This window comes from Isoptericola sp. BMS4 (assembly GCF_011634835.1).
Lineage (GTDB): Bacteria > Actinomycetota > Actinomycetes > Actinomycetales > Cellulomonadaceae > Isoptericola.
On sequence record NZ_SIRP01000001.1, the window covers coordinates 49,519 to 66,237 of the forward strand.

The window sequence follows — 16,719 nt, forward strand, 5'->3', positions numbered from 1 at the left end:
CGTGCGCGAGCTGGCGGTGGTGATGGGGGTGCCGACGAGCCTGCACCTACCGGCCCGTCGTGGCCTGGCGGCCGAGGACCCCGGCGCCGCGAGGGCAGCGGTCGCCGACGCCCTCGACCTGCTGCGCGCGGCGGAACGCCGCTTCAGCCGGCACGTCCCGGGGTCGGAGCTCGATGCCCTGCGCCGCGGGGTGCTCACCGAGGACGACGTCTCCACCGACATGCGCGCCGTCCTCGCCGTCGCGCGGGCGGCGGAGCGCGACTCCGGCGGGGCGTTCCGCACCGTCGGCCCGGACGGGCTCCTCGACACGGACGGCGTGGTCAAGGGCTGGGCGGTCCAGCGCGCGGCCGACCTGCTCGGACGACGCGGCGTCACGGACCTGTGCCTCAACGCGGGCGGCGACGTCGTCGTGCGCGGCGAGCCCGAACCCGGGACGCCCTGGACGGTCGCGGTCCGCGACCCCGCCGACCCGCACCGGCAGGTCGCCGTCGTGCGGGTCGTCGACGGCGCGGTCGCGACGTCCGGCGCCTACGAGCGCGGCCCGCACGTGTGGGACGGGCGCACCGGGGCGGCCGCGCACGGCCTGGCGTCCGCGACCGTCGTGGCGGGCGACCTCACGGCCGCGGACGTGCTCGCCACGGCGGCGTTCGCCCGGGGTGCCGGCGGCGGCGCCTGGGCCACCCGGCACGGGGCGGCCTGGGCGCTGGAGGTGCGGCCCGACGGGCGGGTGGTCACCGACGTCGCGGCAGCCGCAGGACCAGCAGCGCCCCTCCCCGGCCGTCGTCGGGCTCGACGGTCCTGACCTCGCCCCCGTGGTTCGCCGCGACGTCCGCGACGAGCGCGAGCCCGAGGCCGTAGTGCCGGCGCCCGGCCCCGTCGCCGTCGTGACGACGGCCCGAAGCGAAGCGCGCGAACGGGTCGCGCCCGTCGGCGGGCAGCCCCGGTCCGTCGTCGCGCACCCGGACCGTGACGTCGTCCGGCGTCCCCTCGACCCGTACGGTCACCCGCGTGGCCGCGTGGTCCACGGCGTTGTCGAGCAGGGCGGTGACGGCGCGGCGCACGCCCGTGGGCACGACGTCGGCCCCGGTCGAGCCGTCGACCTCGAGCGCCACGGCGATACCGCGGGCCTCCGCCGCGGCGCGCACCGACTCCACGACCTCGGACGCGAGCGCGGCGACGTCGAGACGGACCCGGTCGACCGAGCGGTTGTCCGCCGCGACGAGCATGTCGTCGAGCACGGCCCCCAGGGCCGCCGTGTCCGCCACCAGCCCGGCGGCATCCGCCCGGGCCCGGTCGTCCGGCGGGTCGGCCGCGTCCAGCCGGCGGCGCAGGAGCTGGGCGCGGGTGCTGAGCAGCGTCAGGGGGGTGCGCAGCTCGTGCCCGGCGTCGGCGACGAACCGCCGCTGCATCGTCAGCGCCTCCACCGTGGGCCGCAGGGCGCGGCGGGCGAGCAGCACCCCGGCACCGCCCGCGAGCACGATCCCGAGCGAGCCCGCGAGCGCCAGGGCCACCAGCAGCCGTTCACGCTCCTCGTGCCACGGTCCGGGGTCGACGGCGGCCTGCGTGACCCGGTCGCGGGACGCGGAGGTCAGCACGTGCACGGTCGTGCCCTCGACGTCGAGCGTGGTGCGCACCTCGCCACCCGTGGCGGCGGCCCGCCGCAGGGCGTCGGTCTGCGGGAAGCCGTCGGGGACGTCCTGGCCGACGCTGAGCCCGCGGGCGTCGGCGACGGCGAGCCACGTCCCGTCCGGCGCGTCGTCGACGTCGTCGAGCGACGTCACGGCGCTCGCCAGCGTCCGCTCCGTGGCGGCGGACTGGCTGCGCGAGACCACGACCAGCACGGTGGTCCCGACCACCAGGACGCACGCCAGCACGACCGCGGCGACCTGGAGGCCGAGGCGGCGCGACGTGCCGCGCAGGAGCGTCCGCTCGGCGTCGGTGAGGACGGCGCGCGTCATCCGGCGCCCAGCCGGTAGCCGAGCCCGTGCACGGTCGTCACGACGGCCCGTCCGAGCTTGCGGCGCAGGTAGTGCACGTACGTGTCGACGGTGCCGCCGTCGCGGGACTCGGGGAACACCTCGCCCAGGATCTCCTGCCGGGACCAGACGCGCGACGGACGACGTGCGAGGAGCGCGAGGAGATCGGCCTCGCGCGCCGACAGGTCGGCCTGCCGGCCGTCGTCCAGGCGGACCCTGCGTGCCGGGACGTCCAGGACTCCGCCGGGGACCCGCAGCGCGTCGGCGCGGTCGAGGGGGCCGCCGGGGTCCGCGGCGCGGCGGCGCAGGGCCCGCAGCCGGGCGACGAGCTCGGCGACGTCGAACGGCTTGCCGAGGTAGTCCTCGGCGCCGGCGTCGAGCCCCTCCACGCGGTCCGCCGGGTTGGCGAGCGCGCTGAGGACGAGGGCGGGCGCCCGGACGCCCCTCCCCCGCAACCGGGACAGCAGGTCCAGCCCCTCGACGGCAGGGAGACCCCGGTCGAGCAGGAGGACGTCGTGCTCGCGCGTGAGCCCCAGGTGCAGGCCACGCTGCCCGTCCCGGGCGGTGTCGACGTCGTACCCCTCGGTCTCGAGGAGCTCCGCGAGCATGCCGAGCAGCTCCGCGTCGTCCTCGACGACGAGGACTCGTGGGCGGGGCCCGCCGCGGGCGGGGTCGGATGCGGCCACGGCCCCATTGTGCGTCGGGGGCGGCCCGTAGGGTGGTCGCCATGAGCGTGAGGATCGGGGCGCACGTCGACGCGTCGGACGCGGTGGCGCAGGCGAAGGAGATCGGGGCGGAGGTCGTGCAGGTCTTCCTGTCCGACCCGCAGGCGTGGAAGATCACGCCGTTCGCCCACCCCGGGGGTGCGGAGGCGTTCCGCGCGGAGACGGCGGAGGCGGGGCTGGACGTCTACGTGCACGCGCCGTACGTCATCAACGTCGCGTCCACGAACAACCGCATCCGCATCCCGAGCCGCAAGCTGCTGCAGCAGATCATGACCGGGGCGGAGGAGATCGGGGCGAAGGGCGTCGTCGTGCACGGTGGCCACGTCACCGCCAAGGACGAGCCGGCCAAGGGGTTCGACAACTGGCGCAAGGCCATCGACTCGCTGGAGACCGACGTCCCGGTGCTCATCGAGAACACCGCCGGCGGCGACTTCGCCATGGCGCGGCACCTGGAGCGCATCGAGCAGCTCTGGGCCGCGGTGATGCAGGCGAACGGCGCGGAGAACGTCGGCGTCACGCTGGACACCTGCCACGCCTGGGCCGGCGGCATCGACCTGGCGACCGCTGCCGCGGACGTCCGCGCCATCACGGGGCGCATCGACCTCGTGCACGCGAACGACTCCCGCGACTCCGCGGGCTCCGGCGCCGACCGGCACGCCCACTTCGGCGAGGGCCAGATCCCGCCCGGGCTGCTCACGGGCGTGATCGCCGACGCCGGGGCGCCGGTCGTCTGCGAGACGCACGGCGACATGGGCCCGGACATCGCCTGGCTGCGCGAGCGTCTCACGTCCTGAGGGAAGGCCGCCGAGGACGACGTGACGGTCGCCACCCGCCCGGGTAGCGACCGTCACGTTGTTCTCGACATGGGTCAGCCGGCGAGACCGGCGTCGTGCATGACGATGGCGGCCTGCACGCGGTTACCGGCGTCGAGCTTGGTGAGGATGCGTGACACGTGCGTCTTGACGGTCGGGACGCTCATGTAGAGCTCGCCCGCGACCTCGGCGTTGGACAGCCCGCGGGCGACGGCGAGCGCGACGTCCCGCTCCCGCTCGGTGAGCGTCGCCACCCGCGCCTCGGCCCGGCGACGGCCCTCCGGCGCCGAGCCGTCCGTGACGGCCGCGATGAGCTGCGCGGCCACGCGCGGGGACAGCGTCGGCTCCCCCGCCGCCGCGGCCCGGACGGCGGCGACCAGGCGGTCCGGCGGGGTGTCCTTGAGCAGGAACCCCGCCGCGCCGGCGCGCAGGGCCTCCACGATCAGGTCGTCCGTGTCGAACGTCGTCAGCACGATCACCCGGACCTCGGGGCAGGCCGGGCCGAGGCGGCGGGTCGCCTCGATCCCGTCCATGCGCGGCATCCGGATGTCCATCAGCACGACGTCGGGGCGCTCGCGGGCGACGACGTCGAGGGCCTCCACCCCGTCGACGGCCTCCCCGACGACCTCCAGCCCCGGGCCGCCGCCCAGGATGAGCCGCAGCCCCGCCCGCACCAGCGGGTCGTCGTCGACCAGGACCACCCGCGTCACGGTGGTCTCCTGCGCGGCCGCGCCGCGGTTCCCGTCGCTCGTCACGCGGGCCACGGTAGCCGCGCCTCCAGCAGGAACGCCTCCCCGCCACCGTCGGGCACGAGACCGTGCCGCAGGTGTCCGCCCGCCAGCTCGGCCCGTTCGGTGAGCCCCACCAGGCCGAGGCCCGACGCCGGCGCCGAGGCCGGCTCGGGGGTACCCGCCTCCGGTGGCCCGACGCTGCGCACGGGGTTGCGCACGGTCAGCGAGAGCGCGTCCCCGGGCGTGCCTGCCAGGAGCACCGTGACCGGCGCCCAGGGCGCATGCTTGCGGGCGTTGGTCAGGCCCTCCTGGACCACCCGGTACGCGTTCCTGCCCACGGACTCCGGCAGTGCCGCCAGGACCTCCGCGGTGACCTCAGGCCGGTAGCGGACCTCCGTGCCCCCGCGCCGGGCCTCCGCGAACAGCTCGTCGAGGTCGGCGAGCGTGGGCTGCGGCGGCTCGGGCGCACCCGGCACCGCGCCGTCGGTCTCGCGCAGCACCCCCAGCACCTCCCGCAGCTCGGTGAGCGCGTCGTGGGCGCCCTGCTGCACGACCTTCGCGGTCTCCGCGACCTGCTCGCGCGGCAGGTCGGTCCGGTAGGCGAGCGCCCCGGCGTGCATCGCGACCAGGGACATGCGGTGGGCGAGGACGTCGTGCATCTCCCGGGCGATCCGCGCCCGCTCGTTCGCGCGCGCCTCCGCCGCCCGGCTCGCCTGCTCCCGCTCCGCCGTCTCGGCGCGCTCCTGCAACGACGCCAGGTGCTCGCGCCGCAGCCCGATGTACGCGCCGATCCACACGAGGAGCCCGTACGACAGCAGGCCCGCGACGACGTCGAGCACCTCGCCGTGGTCCTCCGCAGGCGGGTGGAGCGCCCCGTAGACGAGGCCGGCCGCGTTGAACACGACCCCGACCGCGACGACCGACCACCAGCGCCGGTGGGTGGCGAGCGAGATGACGGCGATCGCCGTCGCACCGGCCACCGACACCGACACCGCGCTCGCCGCGGCCAGGACCACCGCGACGACCAGGGGTGCCCTCCGGCGCAGGAGGAGCAGCGGCAGCCCGAGCACCCCGACGAGGACGTCGACCGCCCACAGGTCCGACGGGAAGTCCCGCTGCCCGGTGTCGTACTCCCACGCGACCGCGACCAGGACGAGGAAGCCCGCGGCCGCCGCCGCCAGCAGCCGCCACGTCTCCCCCCACAGGCGTGCCGCGCGGGAGCTCCCCGGCGTCGCGGGTCGCACGGCCGTCGGCGCGCCGGAGGTCGTCATGCGCCCGAGCCTAGGCAGCGGACGCCCGGGCGGCATCGGCCACGCGGCACCGGTCCGTCGCTCGTGGGTCCGTCGAAGGGATGACCCGGACCACACTCCCGACCGACACGGTTCATCCCCCTGCGGGATGTGGAGGGCCCCGGCGGCCGGGAAGGGTGGTGGGCATGATCACCGTGGAGCACCTGACCAAGCGATACGGCCCCGTGGCCGCCGTGGACGACGTGTCGTTCACCGTCGAGCCCGGGCACGTGACCGGCTTCCTCGGCCCGAACGGCGCCGGGAAGTCCACGACCATGCGCATGATCAGCGGCCTCACGCCCGCGACGTCGGGCTCGGCGCGCGTGCTCGGCAAGCCGTTCTCCGCGCTGACCAACCCCGGCCGCCGCGTCGGCGTGCTGCTCGACGCCGGCGCGCAGCACTCCGGGCGCACGGGTCGCGAGGTCCTGACGCTGGCGGCGATGATGACCGGCGTCGACCGCCGCCGCATCGAGGCCACCCTGGACGTCGTCGGGCTCACGGAGCGTGAGGCGGCGCGCCGGGTCGGGCAGTACTCGCTCGGCATGCGCCAGCGCCTCGGCATCGCGTCCGCGCTGCTCGGCGACCCCGAGGTGCTGATCCTCGACGAGCCGGCGAACGGTCTCGACCCGGCGGGCATCCGGTGGATGCGCGACCTCCTGCAGGACTTCGCGTCCCGCGGGGGCACCGTGCTGCTGTCCAGCCACCTGCTGCGCGAGATCGAGCAGGTCGCCGACCGGCTCGTCGTCATCGGGCGCGGCCGCATCGTCGCGCAGGGCACCAAGGACGAGCTGCTGCAGCAGGCGGGCACCGTCGTGCGCTCGACCGACGACGCCGCCCTGGCCGCGTCCCTGCGCGACGCCGGACACGGCGTCGAGGTGGTCGCCACCGGCGGCCTCGCGGTGGACGCCGAGCCGCTGGACGTGGGGCGCGTCGCCGCCGCGACCGGCGTGGTCCTGGCGGAGCTGCGCGCGGCGGACTCCCGCGGCCTGGAGGAGCTGTTCCTCGAGCTGACCGCCGACGACGCCCGCGAGCACGCCCGGACGGAGGTGGCGGCATGACCACGACGACCCCGGTCCGCCCCGTGACGTTCTCCACGCTCACCCTCGTCGAGTGGCGCAAGCAGCTCGACACCCGCTCCGGCCGCTGGCTGCTGGCGACCATCGCGATCATCACCGTCGGCGTCCTGGCGATCATGGTCGCGGTGAACGGCGGCAACCACTCGTTCGGCGCGTTCCTCGTCGCGACGACGACGCCGATGGCGATCCTGCTGCCCATCGTGGGCGTCATGGCCGCCACGTCCGAGTGGTCGCAGCGCACGGCGCTGGTGACGTTCACCCTGGAGCCGCGCCGCACGCGCGTCGGGCTGGCCAAGGTGCTCAGCGCCGTCGGCTCCGGGCTCGCGCTCCTCGCGCTCGCGGTCGCGCTCGCCGCCCTGGCCCACCTGCTCGTCGTCTCGCTGCGGGACGCGGACCCGGCGTGGGACGTGACGGTGCAGAACGTGGCCTACCTGGCCCTGTCCGTGGTGCTGTTCATGGCCCAGGGCGTCGGGTTCGGCCTGCTGCTGCGCAGCACGCCGTTCGCCATCGTCACGCTGCTGGTGCTGCCGACACTGTTCGGCGTCGTGGGCGGCCTGGTGCCGGGCATGGCGGACGTGCTGCCGTGGATCGACCTCGGCACGGCCGGCGAGCCGCTGCTGTTCGGCAGCACCCTGGACGGCGAGGGCTGGGCCCGGCTCGCCACCGCGTCGCTCCTCTGGGTCGTGGCCCCTCTCGCCGGCGGCCTGTGGCGCGTGGCCCGCAGCGAGATCACGTCGTCCTGATCCCCCCGGGCGCGGGCCGGGACGAGGAGTCCCGGCCCGCGTCGGCGTGCCGCCGTCAGACGCGGACGTCGCGGAGCTCGTCCAGGATCGCGGTGAGCACCCGGGCGCAGGCGTCGACGTCGTGGTCGGTCAGGTCCCCGGCGACGGTGCCGAGCCGCCCCTGCTCCCGCGCCGCGATCGCCGTGATGACCGTACGCCCCTCGTCGGTGAGGGTGATCAGGGACGACCGCTTGTGCCGGGGGTTGGCCCGCACGGCGGCCCAGCCCCCGGCCAGCGCGTCGTTCACGGTGCGCTGGACGAACTGCCGGCTCAGGGACTGCGCCCGAGCCATCTGCGGGACGGTGAGGTCGCCGTGCACCCGGAGCATGTCGAGCACGGCCCGGACCCCGACCGAGACCCCGTCGGCGCCCTCCGCGTCCTCGACGAGGCGCTGGCTCTTGCGGTACAGGGGGCCGACGAGCAGGAGGATCTCGGCGAGCCGGGGGCCGAGGCGTTCCGGGGCGAGCGGTGCGGGGTCCATCACGGCAGTATGACACCTGAGTTGTCATCCTTGGGGAGTCATGACACCTTGGGTGTCATGACGTCCGCCACGACGCTCCACCATGTCCCGGTCACGGACGGGCACGTCGCCGCGTTCGACGGCGGGGAGGGCCACGGGCCACCCCTCGTCCTGCTGCACGGCGGGGGCCTCGACCATCGCTCGTGGGAGCCGCAGGCCCGCGCGCTCCGGCGCGCCCACCGGGTGATCGCCCTCGACCTGCGCGGCCACGGCGCCTCCTCCACGCCGAAGGCGCCCTTCCGCCACGCCGACGACGTGGCGGCCGTGCTCGACGCCCTCGACGCCGCGCCGGCGGTGCTCGCCGGGGTGTCGATGGGAGCGTCCGCCGCGGTCGACCTCGCGGTCACCCGCCCCGAGGCCGTCGCGGGCGTCGTCGCCGTCGGCGCCGGGGCCGGCGGACCGGAGTTCCGCGACCCGTGGACGCTCGGCGTCCTCGCGGCCCAGGACGAGGCCGCCCGGGCCGGCGACGCCCCCGCCTGGGTCGAGGCCTTCCTGCGCTTCGCCGCAGGCCCGTCCCGGTCGCTCGACGACGTCGACGAGGCCGTCGTCGCGCTGCTGCGCGAGTGCGTCACGAGCACGCTCGCCCGGCACGTGGCCGCCGGCCCGCCGGTGCTGCCGGAGTGGGCCGAGGACGCGGCCGGGCGCGCGAGGCATCTCACGGTGCCGGTGCTCGCCGTCGTCGGCGAGGAGGACTCCGCGGACCACGCGCGGCAGGCCGCCGAGCTGGTGGCGCCCCTGCCGCAAGGACGCCTGGTGACCGTGCCGGGCGCCGCGCACTACCCGCACCTGGAGCGGCCCGCGGCGGTCGAGGCGGCGCTGACCCGGTTCCTGGACGACCTCGGCGAGGAGCCGCCCGGCGGGCTCATTCCTCCGGGCCGGCGCGCAGCTCGACCGCGATCTGGTCGGCGTCGAGAAGGTCGAGGGAGCGACTGAGCAGGTCGGAGTCGTACGTCCCGAGGGAGCGCGCCTCCAGGAGGGCGGCGCGCTGGGCGTCGATCGTGGCGAGCCGCAGCTCGAAGAACTGCCGCGCGAGCTCCCCCGGCGTGGCCTCCTCCTCGTCCTGGTCGTGCTGCTCGCGCACGACGACGTCCCGCACGCGGTCGACGACGGCGGGCACGTAGGCGGTGCCGTCCGGCCGGCGGAGTTCCGGGTCGTCGAGCACGTCGCGGGCGGTGCGGTCCACGATCTCCCGCAGGCCCGCGGTCCCCTCCGCGAGGCGCGGCGGGGTGACGCCGGAGAGGCCGAGCCGGCGCACCACCCACGGCAGCGTGCCGCCCTGCACCAGCAGGGTCCCCGCCGCGACGCCGAACGCCACGAGGACGAGCAGCGACCGCTGCGGGAAGCCGGTGGGAAGGGTCTGTGCCGCCGCCAGGGTGACGACGCCCCGCATGCCCGCCCACACGATGACCACGCCCTCCTTCGGCCCGAGCGGCGCCGCGAGGAGGTAGTCGACGTCCGCGACCCGCCGGGTGAAGCGGCGCCGGAACTCGGCGGCGCGGTCATGGCGCTGCCGGGACGCCCGTTCGGCGTCCTCACCGCCGGGCGCCTGGCCGACCCGCCGCCGCAGGCGGAGCTCGTGCCGCTTCGCCCGGCGGCCGAGCCGGTGACGCAGTCCGGAGCCCTGCACGGGCCGGGGGTCCGTCTCGCTCCGGACGGCCGTCATCAAGTCCATGGCGGCCTGCGGGGTGAGGATGCCGTCGGCGTCGACGAACTCGTCGAGCTTCTCCGCGACGCGCCCCTGCATCCGGTCCAGCGTGGAGCGCACCTGCTGCGCGCGCTCGCGCCGGCGCGCGAGCACGCGCAGCAGCGGCAGCACGAACAGCGCCCGCACGACGACGACGCCCACGGCCCCGAGCGCCGCCACGCCGAGCGCGAGCCACAGCGAGCCGTGCGCCGCCCGTACGTCCTCGACCAGCCCGAAGACCTGCAGCCCCATCGCGAGGAAGAGCCCGCCCTCCAGCAACGTCTCGACGGTGTGCCAGTTGCTCCGCTCGGAGACCCGGTCCTGCGGGCGCAGGTGCCGCGCCGCGAGGGCGCTGGTCACCAGGCCGGCCGTCACGGCCGCCACGATCCCGGACGCGTCCAGCGCCTCCGCGGGCAGGTAGGCGGCGAAGGGCACCACGAACGAGACGGCGGTCGACAGCGCCGCGTGCCGCAACCGGGCCCGGACCCACAGCGCGAGCCGGCCGGCGACCAGGCCGAAGACGACAGCGATCAGCACCGCCTTGGCGAAGTCCCCCGCCACGCCCCAGAAGGACACGCTCGCCGCGGTCGCCGCGATCGCCGAGCGCAGCAGCACCAGCGAGGTCGCGTCGTTGAGCAGGCCCTCGCCGTCGAGCATGACGACGACGCGCCGCGGCGCGCCGAGCTTCTTGATGATCGACGTCGCGACCGCGTCGGTGGGGCTGACGATGGCCCCGAGCGCGATGCCGGCCGCCAGGCCGACGCCGGGGATCACCCAGGAGAAGACGAGGCCGAGCAGGACGGCGGACAGGACGACGAGCAGCACCGACATCCCGCTGATGGCGGTGAAGTCGCGGCGGAAGTCCATCGACGGGAACGACGCGGCCGAGGCATAGAGCAGGGCCGGCAGCACCCCGGCGAGGATCAGCTCCGGGTCGATCTCGATCGCAGGGACGGCGGGGACGAAGCTCACCCCGACGCCGATCAGCACGAGCAGCAGGGGCGCGGCGACCCCGGCACGAGGCGCGAGCGCGGTGACCGCGATGACGACGACGGCCGCCGTCACGGCGATGAGCAGCGTCTCCATGCCGACCAACGTAGGCCGCGCGAGGCGGTGACGCCCCTCACCGCCCATTCTCTTGTCAAAGATATATCGTTGATCTATCTTCGACATGTCGGGTCGCGCACGCGGCCCGCTCACGACCCACGACACGCAGGAGCACCCCATGTACCCCACGCACCCGATGCACCCCGAGCGCGGCCGGCGCGGCCGCGACCCGTTCGACCCCTTCGCCGCCACCGACCCCCGCGCCCGCCGGCGGCGCGGCGACTTCCCCCCGGACGACGCCGCGGGACCCGCACGCCGCGGGCGACCCGACGGCGGCGGCCCCCGCGGCGGGCACCCCCGGCGCGGCGGGGGCCCCGGCTTCGACCCCTGGTCCGGCCCCGAGCGCGGCCCGCGCGGACCCCACGGCCGCGGACGCGGGCGACGGGCCGGGCGCGGCGAGATCCGCGCCGCCGTCCTGCTGCTCCTCGCCGAGCGACCCATGCACGGCTACCAGGTGATCACCGAGCTGTCCGACCGCACCGACGGCCGCTGGCGCCCCAGCCCGGGCGCCGTCTACCCGGCGATCTCCCAGCTCCAGGACGAGGGCCTCGTCGCCGTGACGGACGACGGCGGCCGCCGGCTCGCCTCGCTCACCGACGCGGGGCGCGAGCACGTCGAGTCCCACCGCGAGGAGCTCGGCAACCCCTGGGAGGCCTACGCCGCCGCCGACCCGCTGCGGCGCGGCCACGAGCTCCGCGCGGGCATGCGCGCGCTCGGCGGCGCCGTCGAGCAGGTCGCACGTGCCGGGACCGCCGAGCAGGCGGAGGTCGCCGCGGCCGTGCTCGACCGCGCGCGCCGCGACATCTACCTGCTGCTCGCCGGGCCCGCGCACGACACGACGGGCGGGCCCACCGACGGCCCCGCCGAGGGCTGACCGCGCGCCGGTCAGCCGGAGGACAGGCCGACGATCTCGGTCGGCGACCACCGGACGAGGTGGCCGTCGACCGTGAGGTGCGCACCCCACTCCTCCGCCTCCGTGCGCACGCTCCACAGGTCCTCGCCCGTGGCGACGTCCAGCGCGAACCAGTGCAGCACGTCGCCGCGCCCCAGGTCGGGCACGACGAACGCGGCGAGACGCCCGTCCGTGAACGCGCCCTCCATCACGTACGGGCCGTAGGTGAGCATCCCCGTGTCGACGCCCTCGAACAGGTCGTCGCGCATCCACAGCTCCTCGCCCGTGGCCAGGTCCAGCCCGTGCACGGCACGGTCCTCGGCTACCACCGTCACGACCTGGGCGGTCCGCACCGGCACGGCGATCGCCGGCACCCGCGCCGTCCACAGCTCGTCCCCCGAGCCGTCGAGGGCCACCACGACGTCGTCCCGGCGCACCAGCTGCACGTCCTGGGCGCTGCCGTCCGTGCTCTGCGGGGCCAGGTACCGCCCGCCCAGCTCCCGGGAACGGTCCCCGTCGGCCGACACGAGGCGGTCGCTGTGCACGGGCGCCCGCGGCCCCTCGCCCCCGCGGCGCGCCACGAAGCCGCCCGCGTCCAGCGCCGCGACCGAGAACCCCTCGAACGTGCTCGGGTCCCCCGCCCGGTCGAGCCGGTCCCCGTCGTGCGTCAGCCAGGCGTCGATGCCGCAGCCACCCACCCAGACCGTGCGCTCGCGCACCCGCGTGACCACGTCACCCCGCAGATTCACGCCGTCGGCGGTCCCGTCCTCGGCCCACGAGACGCACTGGTACGGCCCGGTCCCGGCGTCGAACGGGACGGTGCGCTCCCAGCGCTCCTCGCCGGTCGCCGCGTCCTCGAGCCGTACCCGCAGGTCGTAGCCCTCCGGGACGGCGTCGGCCGCGTCGCCGGAGTACAGCTCGTCCACCGTGAGCGACGGCGGCACGGCGGCGTCGCGCGGGCCGTCGCCCACCCACGTCATCCGCAGGAGACCGCCGTCCGGGCCGGGCACGAGCTGGGAGCCGTCGGGCGCGACGTCCCGCGTGCCGACCACCTGCCCGCGCGTGTCCACGACGGTCACGGCGCGAGCACGGTCGCGGGCACCGCGACCGACGGGCGCCGTCAGGCACACCACCCGGTCCGCCTGCTCCACCCGATACACGCCCGACCACAGGTCCATCCCGGGGCCGCAGGTCGTCGCCGCCGGCAGGTCGACGCTCCACCGCCGCTCGCCGGTCGCCACGTCGATCCCGAGCAGCGCGTCGCGGTGCTGCGCGACGACGAGCCCCTCCGAGGTCGCGACCAGCCCGCCCGGCACGCGGCCCTCTGCCTCGACCCGCCACACCTCGCGCGGTGCGCCGGACAGGTCCAGCACGCCGCCCGGCGCCGTCCGGAGCGCCGCCACCCGGCTGCGGTCGCCGACCGTGTCGACGACCACCCCGGTGAGGGCGACGGCCGCGAGCACCACCGCCGCGACCAGCCGGCGCCCCCGCAGGAGCTCGTGGACGCGGAGCCCCGCACCGCGCAGCACACCGGCGGTGCGGCGCGGCGGCGCGGGCGCGGAGGGTCGCGGCGCGTCCGCCTCGAGGTCCAGGTCGATGAGGAGCGGGCCGGGGCCACGGCGGCGCGGCGCCGGCCGCGCCGTCCGGCTCACCGACGCAGCCACGTCCTCCTCGTCGCCGTCGTCGGGCTCGAGGTCGAACGTGTACGTGCCGGGGTCGGCGCGGCGTCGGGCCACCCTTCGAACCTAAGCCCGTGGGGCACCACCCGGCGACCGGTGGCACGCGTCCGCGTCATCCGGTCGCCAGGCCCCGCAGGACGGTGTCCGACGTCGCCACACCCGGCTCGCCGTCGCCGCCCACCCGCACGCTCGGCGACCTGTCCTGCAGCACCGCGACCACGTGCCCGTCGACGGCGCGGAGGTCCGCGAGCGGGCGGCCGTCGTGGCCCGACTCCCACACCGTCCGCCCCGACACCGCGTCCAGCGCGACCAGGTCGTACCCGTCCGCGCGCCGCACGCCGAGCACCACGGTGCGGCCGTCCGTCAGGGCCCCGACCACGCGCTGGTCCGTCTCCTCGTCGGTGGGGAGCACGTCGTCCCGGCGCCACCGCTCCTGCCCCGTGGCCAGGTCCAGACCCACCAGGTCACCGTCCGCGCCCGTCATGACCGTCGTGCCACCGGCCCGCGCGAGCTGCTGCCGGCTCCACGCGTCGGCGTCGAGCGACGCCGTCCAGCGGCCGGTGCCGTCGGGGGCCGCACCGACGACGGACCCGTCCGGCGCCACGGCGACGACGACGTCCGACGGGTCGACGTCGGCCAGGACGGGCAGCGGCACGCCGGGGAGATCGACGTTCCCGTCCTCGCCGCCGCGCACCACGGTGGCTCCCGTCTCGGTCGCGACCACGAGGCCGTCGTCCAGGGACCACGTCCGGCCGGTGACCGGCGCGGGCACCCCGTCGACCTGCTCGCCGCCGGTCGTGAGGACGGTCGGCGTACCGCACACCGACATGGAGGCGAGACCCCCGGAGACCCAGGTGTACGGCTGTTCGAGGTCGACCAGCCAGCCGGCCACCGAGTCCTGGCACCCGGCAAGGTCAGCGGTCGTACGCAGCGACGGCGTCGCCGCACCGCGGACCTCGCCGGACCGGGCGTCGACGACCCGCAGCTCAGGAAGATCGTCCGGCCGCAGCGCCGCCAGGGCACGGCGCGCCTCGTCCGCGTCCGCGGCCTGCACCATCCCCTCGCCGGGATCCAGCACCACCAGGGCGCCGTCCGCGGCCGGCCACACCGAGGGCAGGGACCACCGGAAGCGCTCGCCGTCGTACCCCGCGACGCTCCCCACGCCCGGCACCTGCGTCCCGGCCGACTCCACGGCGCCGAGCCCGCGCGTCCCGAGCACGGCCCCGTCCACCCCGAGGACGGTCACCGTCCGGTCGTCGGGCGGGCCCGCGAGGCACACCACGGGGTCCCCGGCCTCGACGGCACCGCCGGCCGGGCCGCACTCGGCCAGCATCCCGAGCTCGTGGCGCCACCGCTCGGCGCCGGTGGCGGCGTCCAGCGCGAGCACGTCCGTCCCGGCACGCGTGAGGATCCCGCCGTCGGGCAGCACCGACAGCACGCCCTCGTCCGTGGCGACCTCCCAGCCGGGCTCCGGCGCGACCGACAGGTCCGCGACGCCCCCGGGCAGGCCTGGCATCCTCGCCGCGCGCTCGCGGTCCGCGGCCGAGTCGAGCGCGGCCACCGTGCCGAGGGGGACCAGCACGACGGCCACGGCGGCGGCGCCGACCACCGCCTGGGTGCGCCGGGACAGCCGTCCCCACCACGCCGGCCACCGGCGGCCCCCGGTCCGGTGCCCGTCCACCGCGGCCGGGGTGCCGGGCCCGCCCTCCCCGTCGTCCGGGACGAGCTCGACCTCGACCGTCTCGCCACGGGAGCGCCGAGCCTTGCCTGCTCGTTCCTCGCTCACGAGGCGAGCCCCCGCAGCACGCCGCCGCCGTCCTCCATGGTCGTCATCATGAGGTTCCCGTCCACCGTCGTGAGATTCACCAGGGGGCCGGTGTCGTAGGCCTCGTGCCACACCCGCGCCCCGGTCCGGGCGTCGACGGCCACCAGCTCGAACCCGTCGGAGCGTCCGACCGCGAGCAGCACGCGCACCCCGTCCGTCGCGACACCGACCAGAGAGGTGTCCTCCGTCAGCTCGGGGAGGACGTCGTGCCGCCGCCAGCGCTCCGCCCCGTCGGACAGGTCCAGGCCGACGAGTTCGGGGCCGTCGCGGCCGCCGGATCCGTCTGAGCCGCCGAGAGCGACGCCGACCCCGCCCGCGCGCGCCAGGACCCACCCCGAGGAACCCGTCGACCACCGCACGGTGCCGTCCCGTTTGACCCCGCGCAGGCCGCCGGCCTCCTCCGAGACCAGCAGCACGTCGTCGGAGCCGTCGTCGACCAGAGCCGGCATCAGCCTGCCCGGGAGCTCGACGTCGCCGTCGTCGGTGCGCAGCGTGCTGCCCGACGGTGACGGCACCACGAGGCCGGCGTCCGTGCGCCCGATGCTCCAGGCGTCGTCGGACTCGAACTCGACGACGTCTCCCTCGGTGGTGACCGCGACCCCGGCGCCGCAGAGGGTCGTCCACACCGCTCCGGGCATGACGCTCGAGTGCTGCATGAGCGACGGGCTCGTGGCGGTCGCGCCCTGGTAGACAGCGCAGGAGGCGAGAGCGTCCCCATCGAGGCCGTCGACGTCGAGGTCGATCTCGCCGCGGGCCAGCACCTCGCCGGTCAGGGCGTCGTCGAGGCGCACCGCCGGGAGGCTCCCGGCCTCCCGCAGCCTGCGCAGCTCGGCGCGCGCCCCTGCCAGGTCGTCGAAGGTCCGGGTCGGGTCGACGGGGTCCTCCAGGACAACCAGCATGTCGTCGGCCACGGGGATCACCTGGGGCAGGCCCTCGGCGTCGCCGTCCCGGCCACCGCCCCACTGCGCCACCGCCCCGAGGTCGCGCGACCCGAGCACCGCACCGTCGGCGGTGATCACGGTGGCGACGAGATCGCCGTCGGTCCCGGCGAGGCAGACGACCTGGGCCGCCGGGGCGGAGGGGTCGCCCGAGCCGCGACCGCAGGACGCCGCGACGTCGTCCGACTCGCCGACGCGGTGGCGCCAGCGCTCCTCGCCCGTGGCGGCGTCGAGGGCCAAGACGTCCTCGCCGTCGCGGACGACGACGGCGCCGCCCTCGACCGGGACGGCCCCGAACGGCACGACGTCGGCCTCCCACGTCTGGACCGGCGGGACGGACAGGTCGGTGACGCCGCCCGCGACCGTCCGCATGGCGACGGCGCGCCGGTGGTCGCCGACCGCGTCGGCCACGGCCGCGCCACCGCCCACTGCCAGGACGGCGACCGCGGTCCCGGCGGCGACCAGCACGCGGGTGCGTCGCGTGAGCCCACGCCACCGGGCAAGAGCCGCGCGGGCCGGCGACACGGCGTGCCCGGGCTCGCCAGGTTCGGAGGGCGCTCCGGCCGCCGCGGCGTCGTCGTCCTCGTCCGGGACGAGTTCGACGACGAGCCTCTCTTGACGCCTTCGTGCCACGAGCACTACCTCACCATGGGGCGACCGGTCGGTGCCAGCCACCCATGGAC

Annotated in this window: 15 protein-coding genes; 6 read left to right on the forward strand and 9 right to left on the reverse strand. The window is 76.5% G+C overall.

Annotated elements, in window-relative coordinates:
- Window position 1 precedes the first annotated feature (1 nt).
- Window positions 2-802 carry an FAD:protein FMN transferase gene (locus EYB28_RS00215; RefSeq protein ID WP_166843843.1) on the forward strand — a complete coding sequence of 267 codons (801 nt, stop codon included), beginning with the start codon at window positions 2-4 and terminating at the stop codon, window positions 800-802.
- On the opposite strand, the gene EYB28_RS00220 is transcribed toward EYB28_RS00215, so the two are convergent.
- Window positions 732-1,958: a HAMP domain-containing sensor histidine kinase gene (locus tag EYB28_RS00220; RefSeq protein WP_166843845.1), complete on the reverse strand. Its 1,227-nt coding sequence runs from the start codon at window positions 1,956-1,958 to the stop codon at window positions 732-734. The two genes, EYB28_RS00215 and EYB28_RS00220, sit on opposite strands and share 71 nt — an antisense overlap.
- Window positions 1,955-2,662: a response regulator transcription factor gene (locus EYB28_RS00225; RefSeq protein WP_240930315.1), complete on the reverse strand. Its 708-nt coding sequence runs from the start codon at window positions 2,660-2,662 to the stop codon at window positions 1,955-1,957. Before EYB28_RS00225 ends, EYB28_RS00220 begins: the two co-directional genes overlap by 4 nt.
- Before the next feature lie 41 nt (window positions 2,663-2,703).
- On the opposite strand from EYB28_RS00225, the gene EYB28_RS00230 reads away from it, so the two are divergent.
- Window positions 2,704-3,495, forward strand: coding sequence for a deoxyribonuclease IV (locus EYB28_RS00230; RefSeq protein ID WP_166843847.1), 792 nt, complete (start codon window positions 2,704-2,706; stop codon window positions 3,493-3,495).
- 74 nt (window positions 3,496-3,569) lie between these two features.
- On the opposite strand, the gene EYB28_RS00235 is transcribed toward EYB28_RS00230, so the two are convergent.
- Together EYB28_RS00235 and EYB28_RS00240 are read right to left on the reverse strand one after the other, a co-directional pair.
- Complete coding sequence (locus tag EYB28_RS00235; protein ID WP_240930316.1) at window positions 3,570-4,268, reverse strand: response regulator transcription factor; 699 nt, start codon at window positions 4,266-4,268, stop codon at window positions 3,570-3,572.
- Window positions 4,265-5,515 carry a sensor histidine kinase gene (locus EYB28_RS00240; protein WP_166843851.1) on the reverse strand — a complete coding sequence of 417 codons (1,251 nt, stop codon included), beginning with the start codon at window positions 5,513-5,515 and terminating at the stop codon, window positions 4,265-4,267. Before EYB28_RS00240 ends, EYB28_RS00235 begins: the two co-directional genes overlap by 4 nt.
- 164 nt (window positions 5,516-5,679) lie before the next feature.
- Between EYB28_RS00240 and EYB28_RS00245 the strand changes: the two genes are divergently transcribed.
- Entirely contained in the window at window positions 5,680-6,591 is a 912-nt protein-coding gene (locus EYB28_RS00245) for an ABC transporter ATP-binding protein (RefSeq protein ID WP_166843853.1), read from the forward strand.
- Window positions 6,588-7,352: an ABC transporter permease gene (locus EYB28_RS00250; protein ID WP_166843855.1), complete on the forward strand. Its 765-nt coding sequence runs from the start codon at window positions 6,588-6,590 to the stop codon at window positions 7,350-7,352. Before EYB28_RS00245 ends, EYB28_RS00250 begins: the two co-directional genes overlap by 4 nt.
- 55 nt (window positions 7,353-7,407) lie before the next feature.
- On the opposite strand, the gene EYB28_RS00255 is transcribed toward EYB28_RS00250, so the two are convergent.
- Entirely contained in the window at window positions 7,408-7,872 is a 465-nt protein-coding gene (locus tag EYB28_RS00255) for a MarR family winged helix-turn-helix transcriptional regulator (protein WP_166843857.1), read from the reverse strand.
- 57 nt (window positions 7,873-7,929) lie between these two features.
- Here EYB28_RS00255 and EYB28_RS00260 point away from each other — a divergent pair, with 57 nt between their 5' ends.
- Window positions 7,930-8,844: an alpha/beta fold hydrolase gene (locus EYB28_RS00260; protein WP_166843859.1), complete on the forward strand. Its 915-nt coding sequence runs from the start codon at window positions 7,930-7,932 to the stop codon at window positions 8,842-8,844.
- Here the strand turns inward: EYB28_RS00260 and EYB28_RS00265 are convergent.
- Window positions 8,774-10,681, reverse strand: coding sequence for a sodium:proton antiporter (locus tag EYB28_RS00265; protein WP_166843860.1), 1,908 nt, complete (start codon window positions 10,679-10,681; stop codon window positions 8,774-8,776). The two genes, EYB28_RS00260 and EYB28_RS00265, sit on opposite strands and share 71 nt — an antisense overlap.
- Window positions 10,682-10,820: 139 nt before the next feature.
- Between EYB28_RS00265 and EYB28_RS00270 the strand changes: the two genes are divergently transcribed.
- Window positions 10,821-11,576 carry a PadR family transcriptional regulator gene (locus EYB28_RS00270; RefSeq protein WP_240930317.1) on the forward strand — a complete coding sequence of 252 codons (756 nt, stop codon included), beginning with the start codon at window positions 10,821-10,823 and terminating at the stop codon, window positions 11,574-11,576.
- Between the two features lie 11 nt (window positions 11,577-11,587).
- On the opposite strand, the gene EYB28_RS00275 is transcribed toward EYB28_RS00270, so the two are convergent.
- From EYB28_RS00275 to EYB28_RS00285, 3 genes are read right to left on the reverse strand one after another with little or no spacing between them, the layout of a single operon-like run.
- Complete coding sequence (locus EYB28_RS00275) at window positions 11,588-13,330, reverse strand: PQQ-binding-like beta-propeller repeat protein (protein WP_166843862.1); 1,743 nt, start codon at window positions 13,328-13,330, stop codon at window positions 11,588-11,590.
- Window positions 13,331-13,385: 55 nt separating this feature from the next.
- Window positions 13,386-15,059 carry a PQQ-binding-like beta-propeller repeat protein gene (locus EYB28_RS00280; RefSeq protein WP_166843864.1) on the reverse strand — a complete coding sequence of 558 codons (1,674 nt, stop codon included), beginning with the start codon at window positions 15,057-15,059 and terminating at the stop codon, window positions 13,386-13,388.
- The gene (locus tag EYB28_RS00285; RefSeq protein WP_205710797.1) at window positions 15,056-16,669 is read right to left on the reverse strand and encodes a PQQ-binding-like beta-propeller repeat protein; all 1,614 of its coding nucleotides are present in this window, start codon (window positions 16,667-16,669) and stop codon (window positions 15,056-15,058) included. Before EYB28_RS00285 ends, EYB28_RS00280 begins: the two co-directional genes overlap by 4 nt.
- Between the last annotated feature and the right edge of the window lie 50 nt (window positions 16,670-16,719).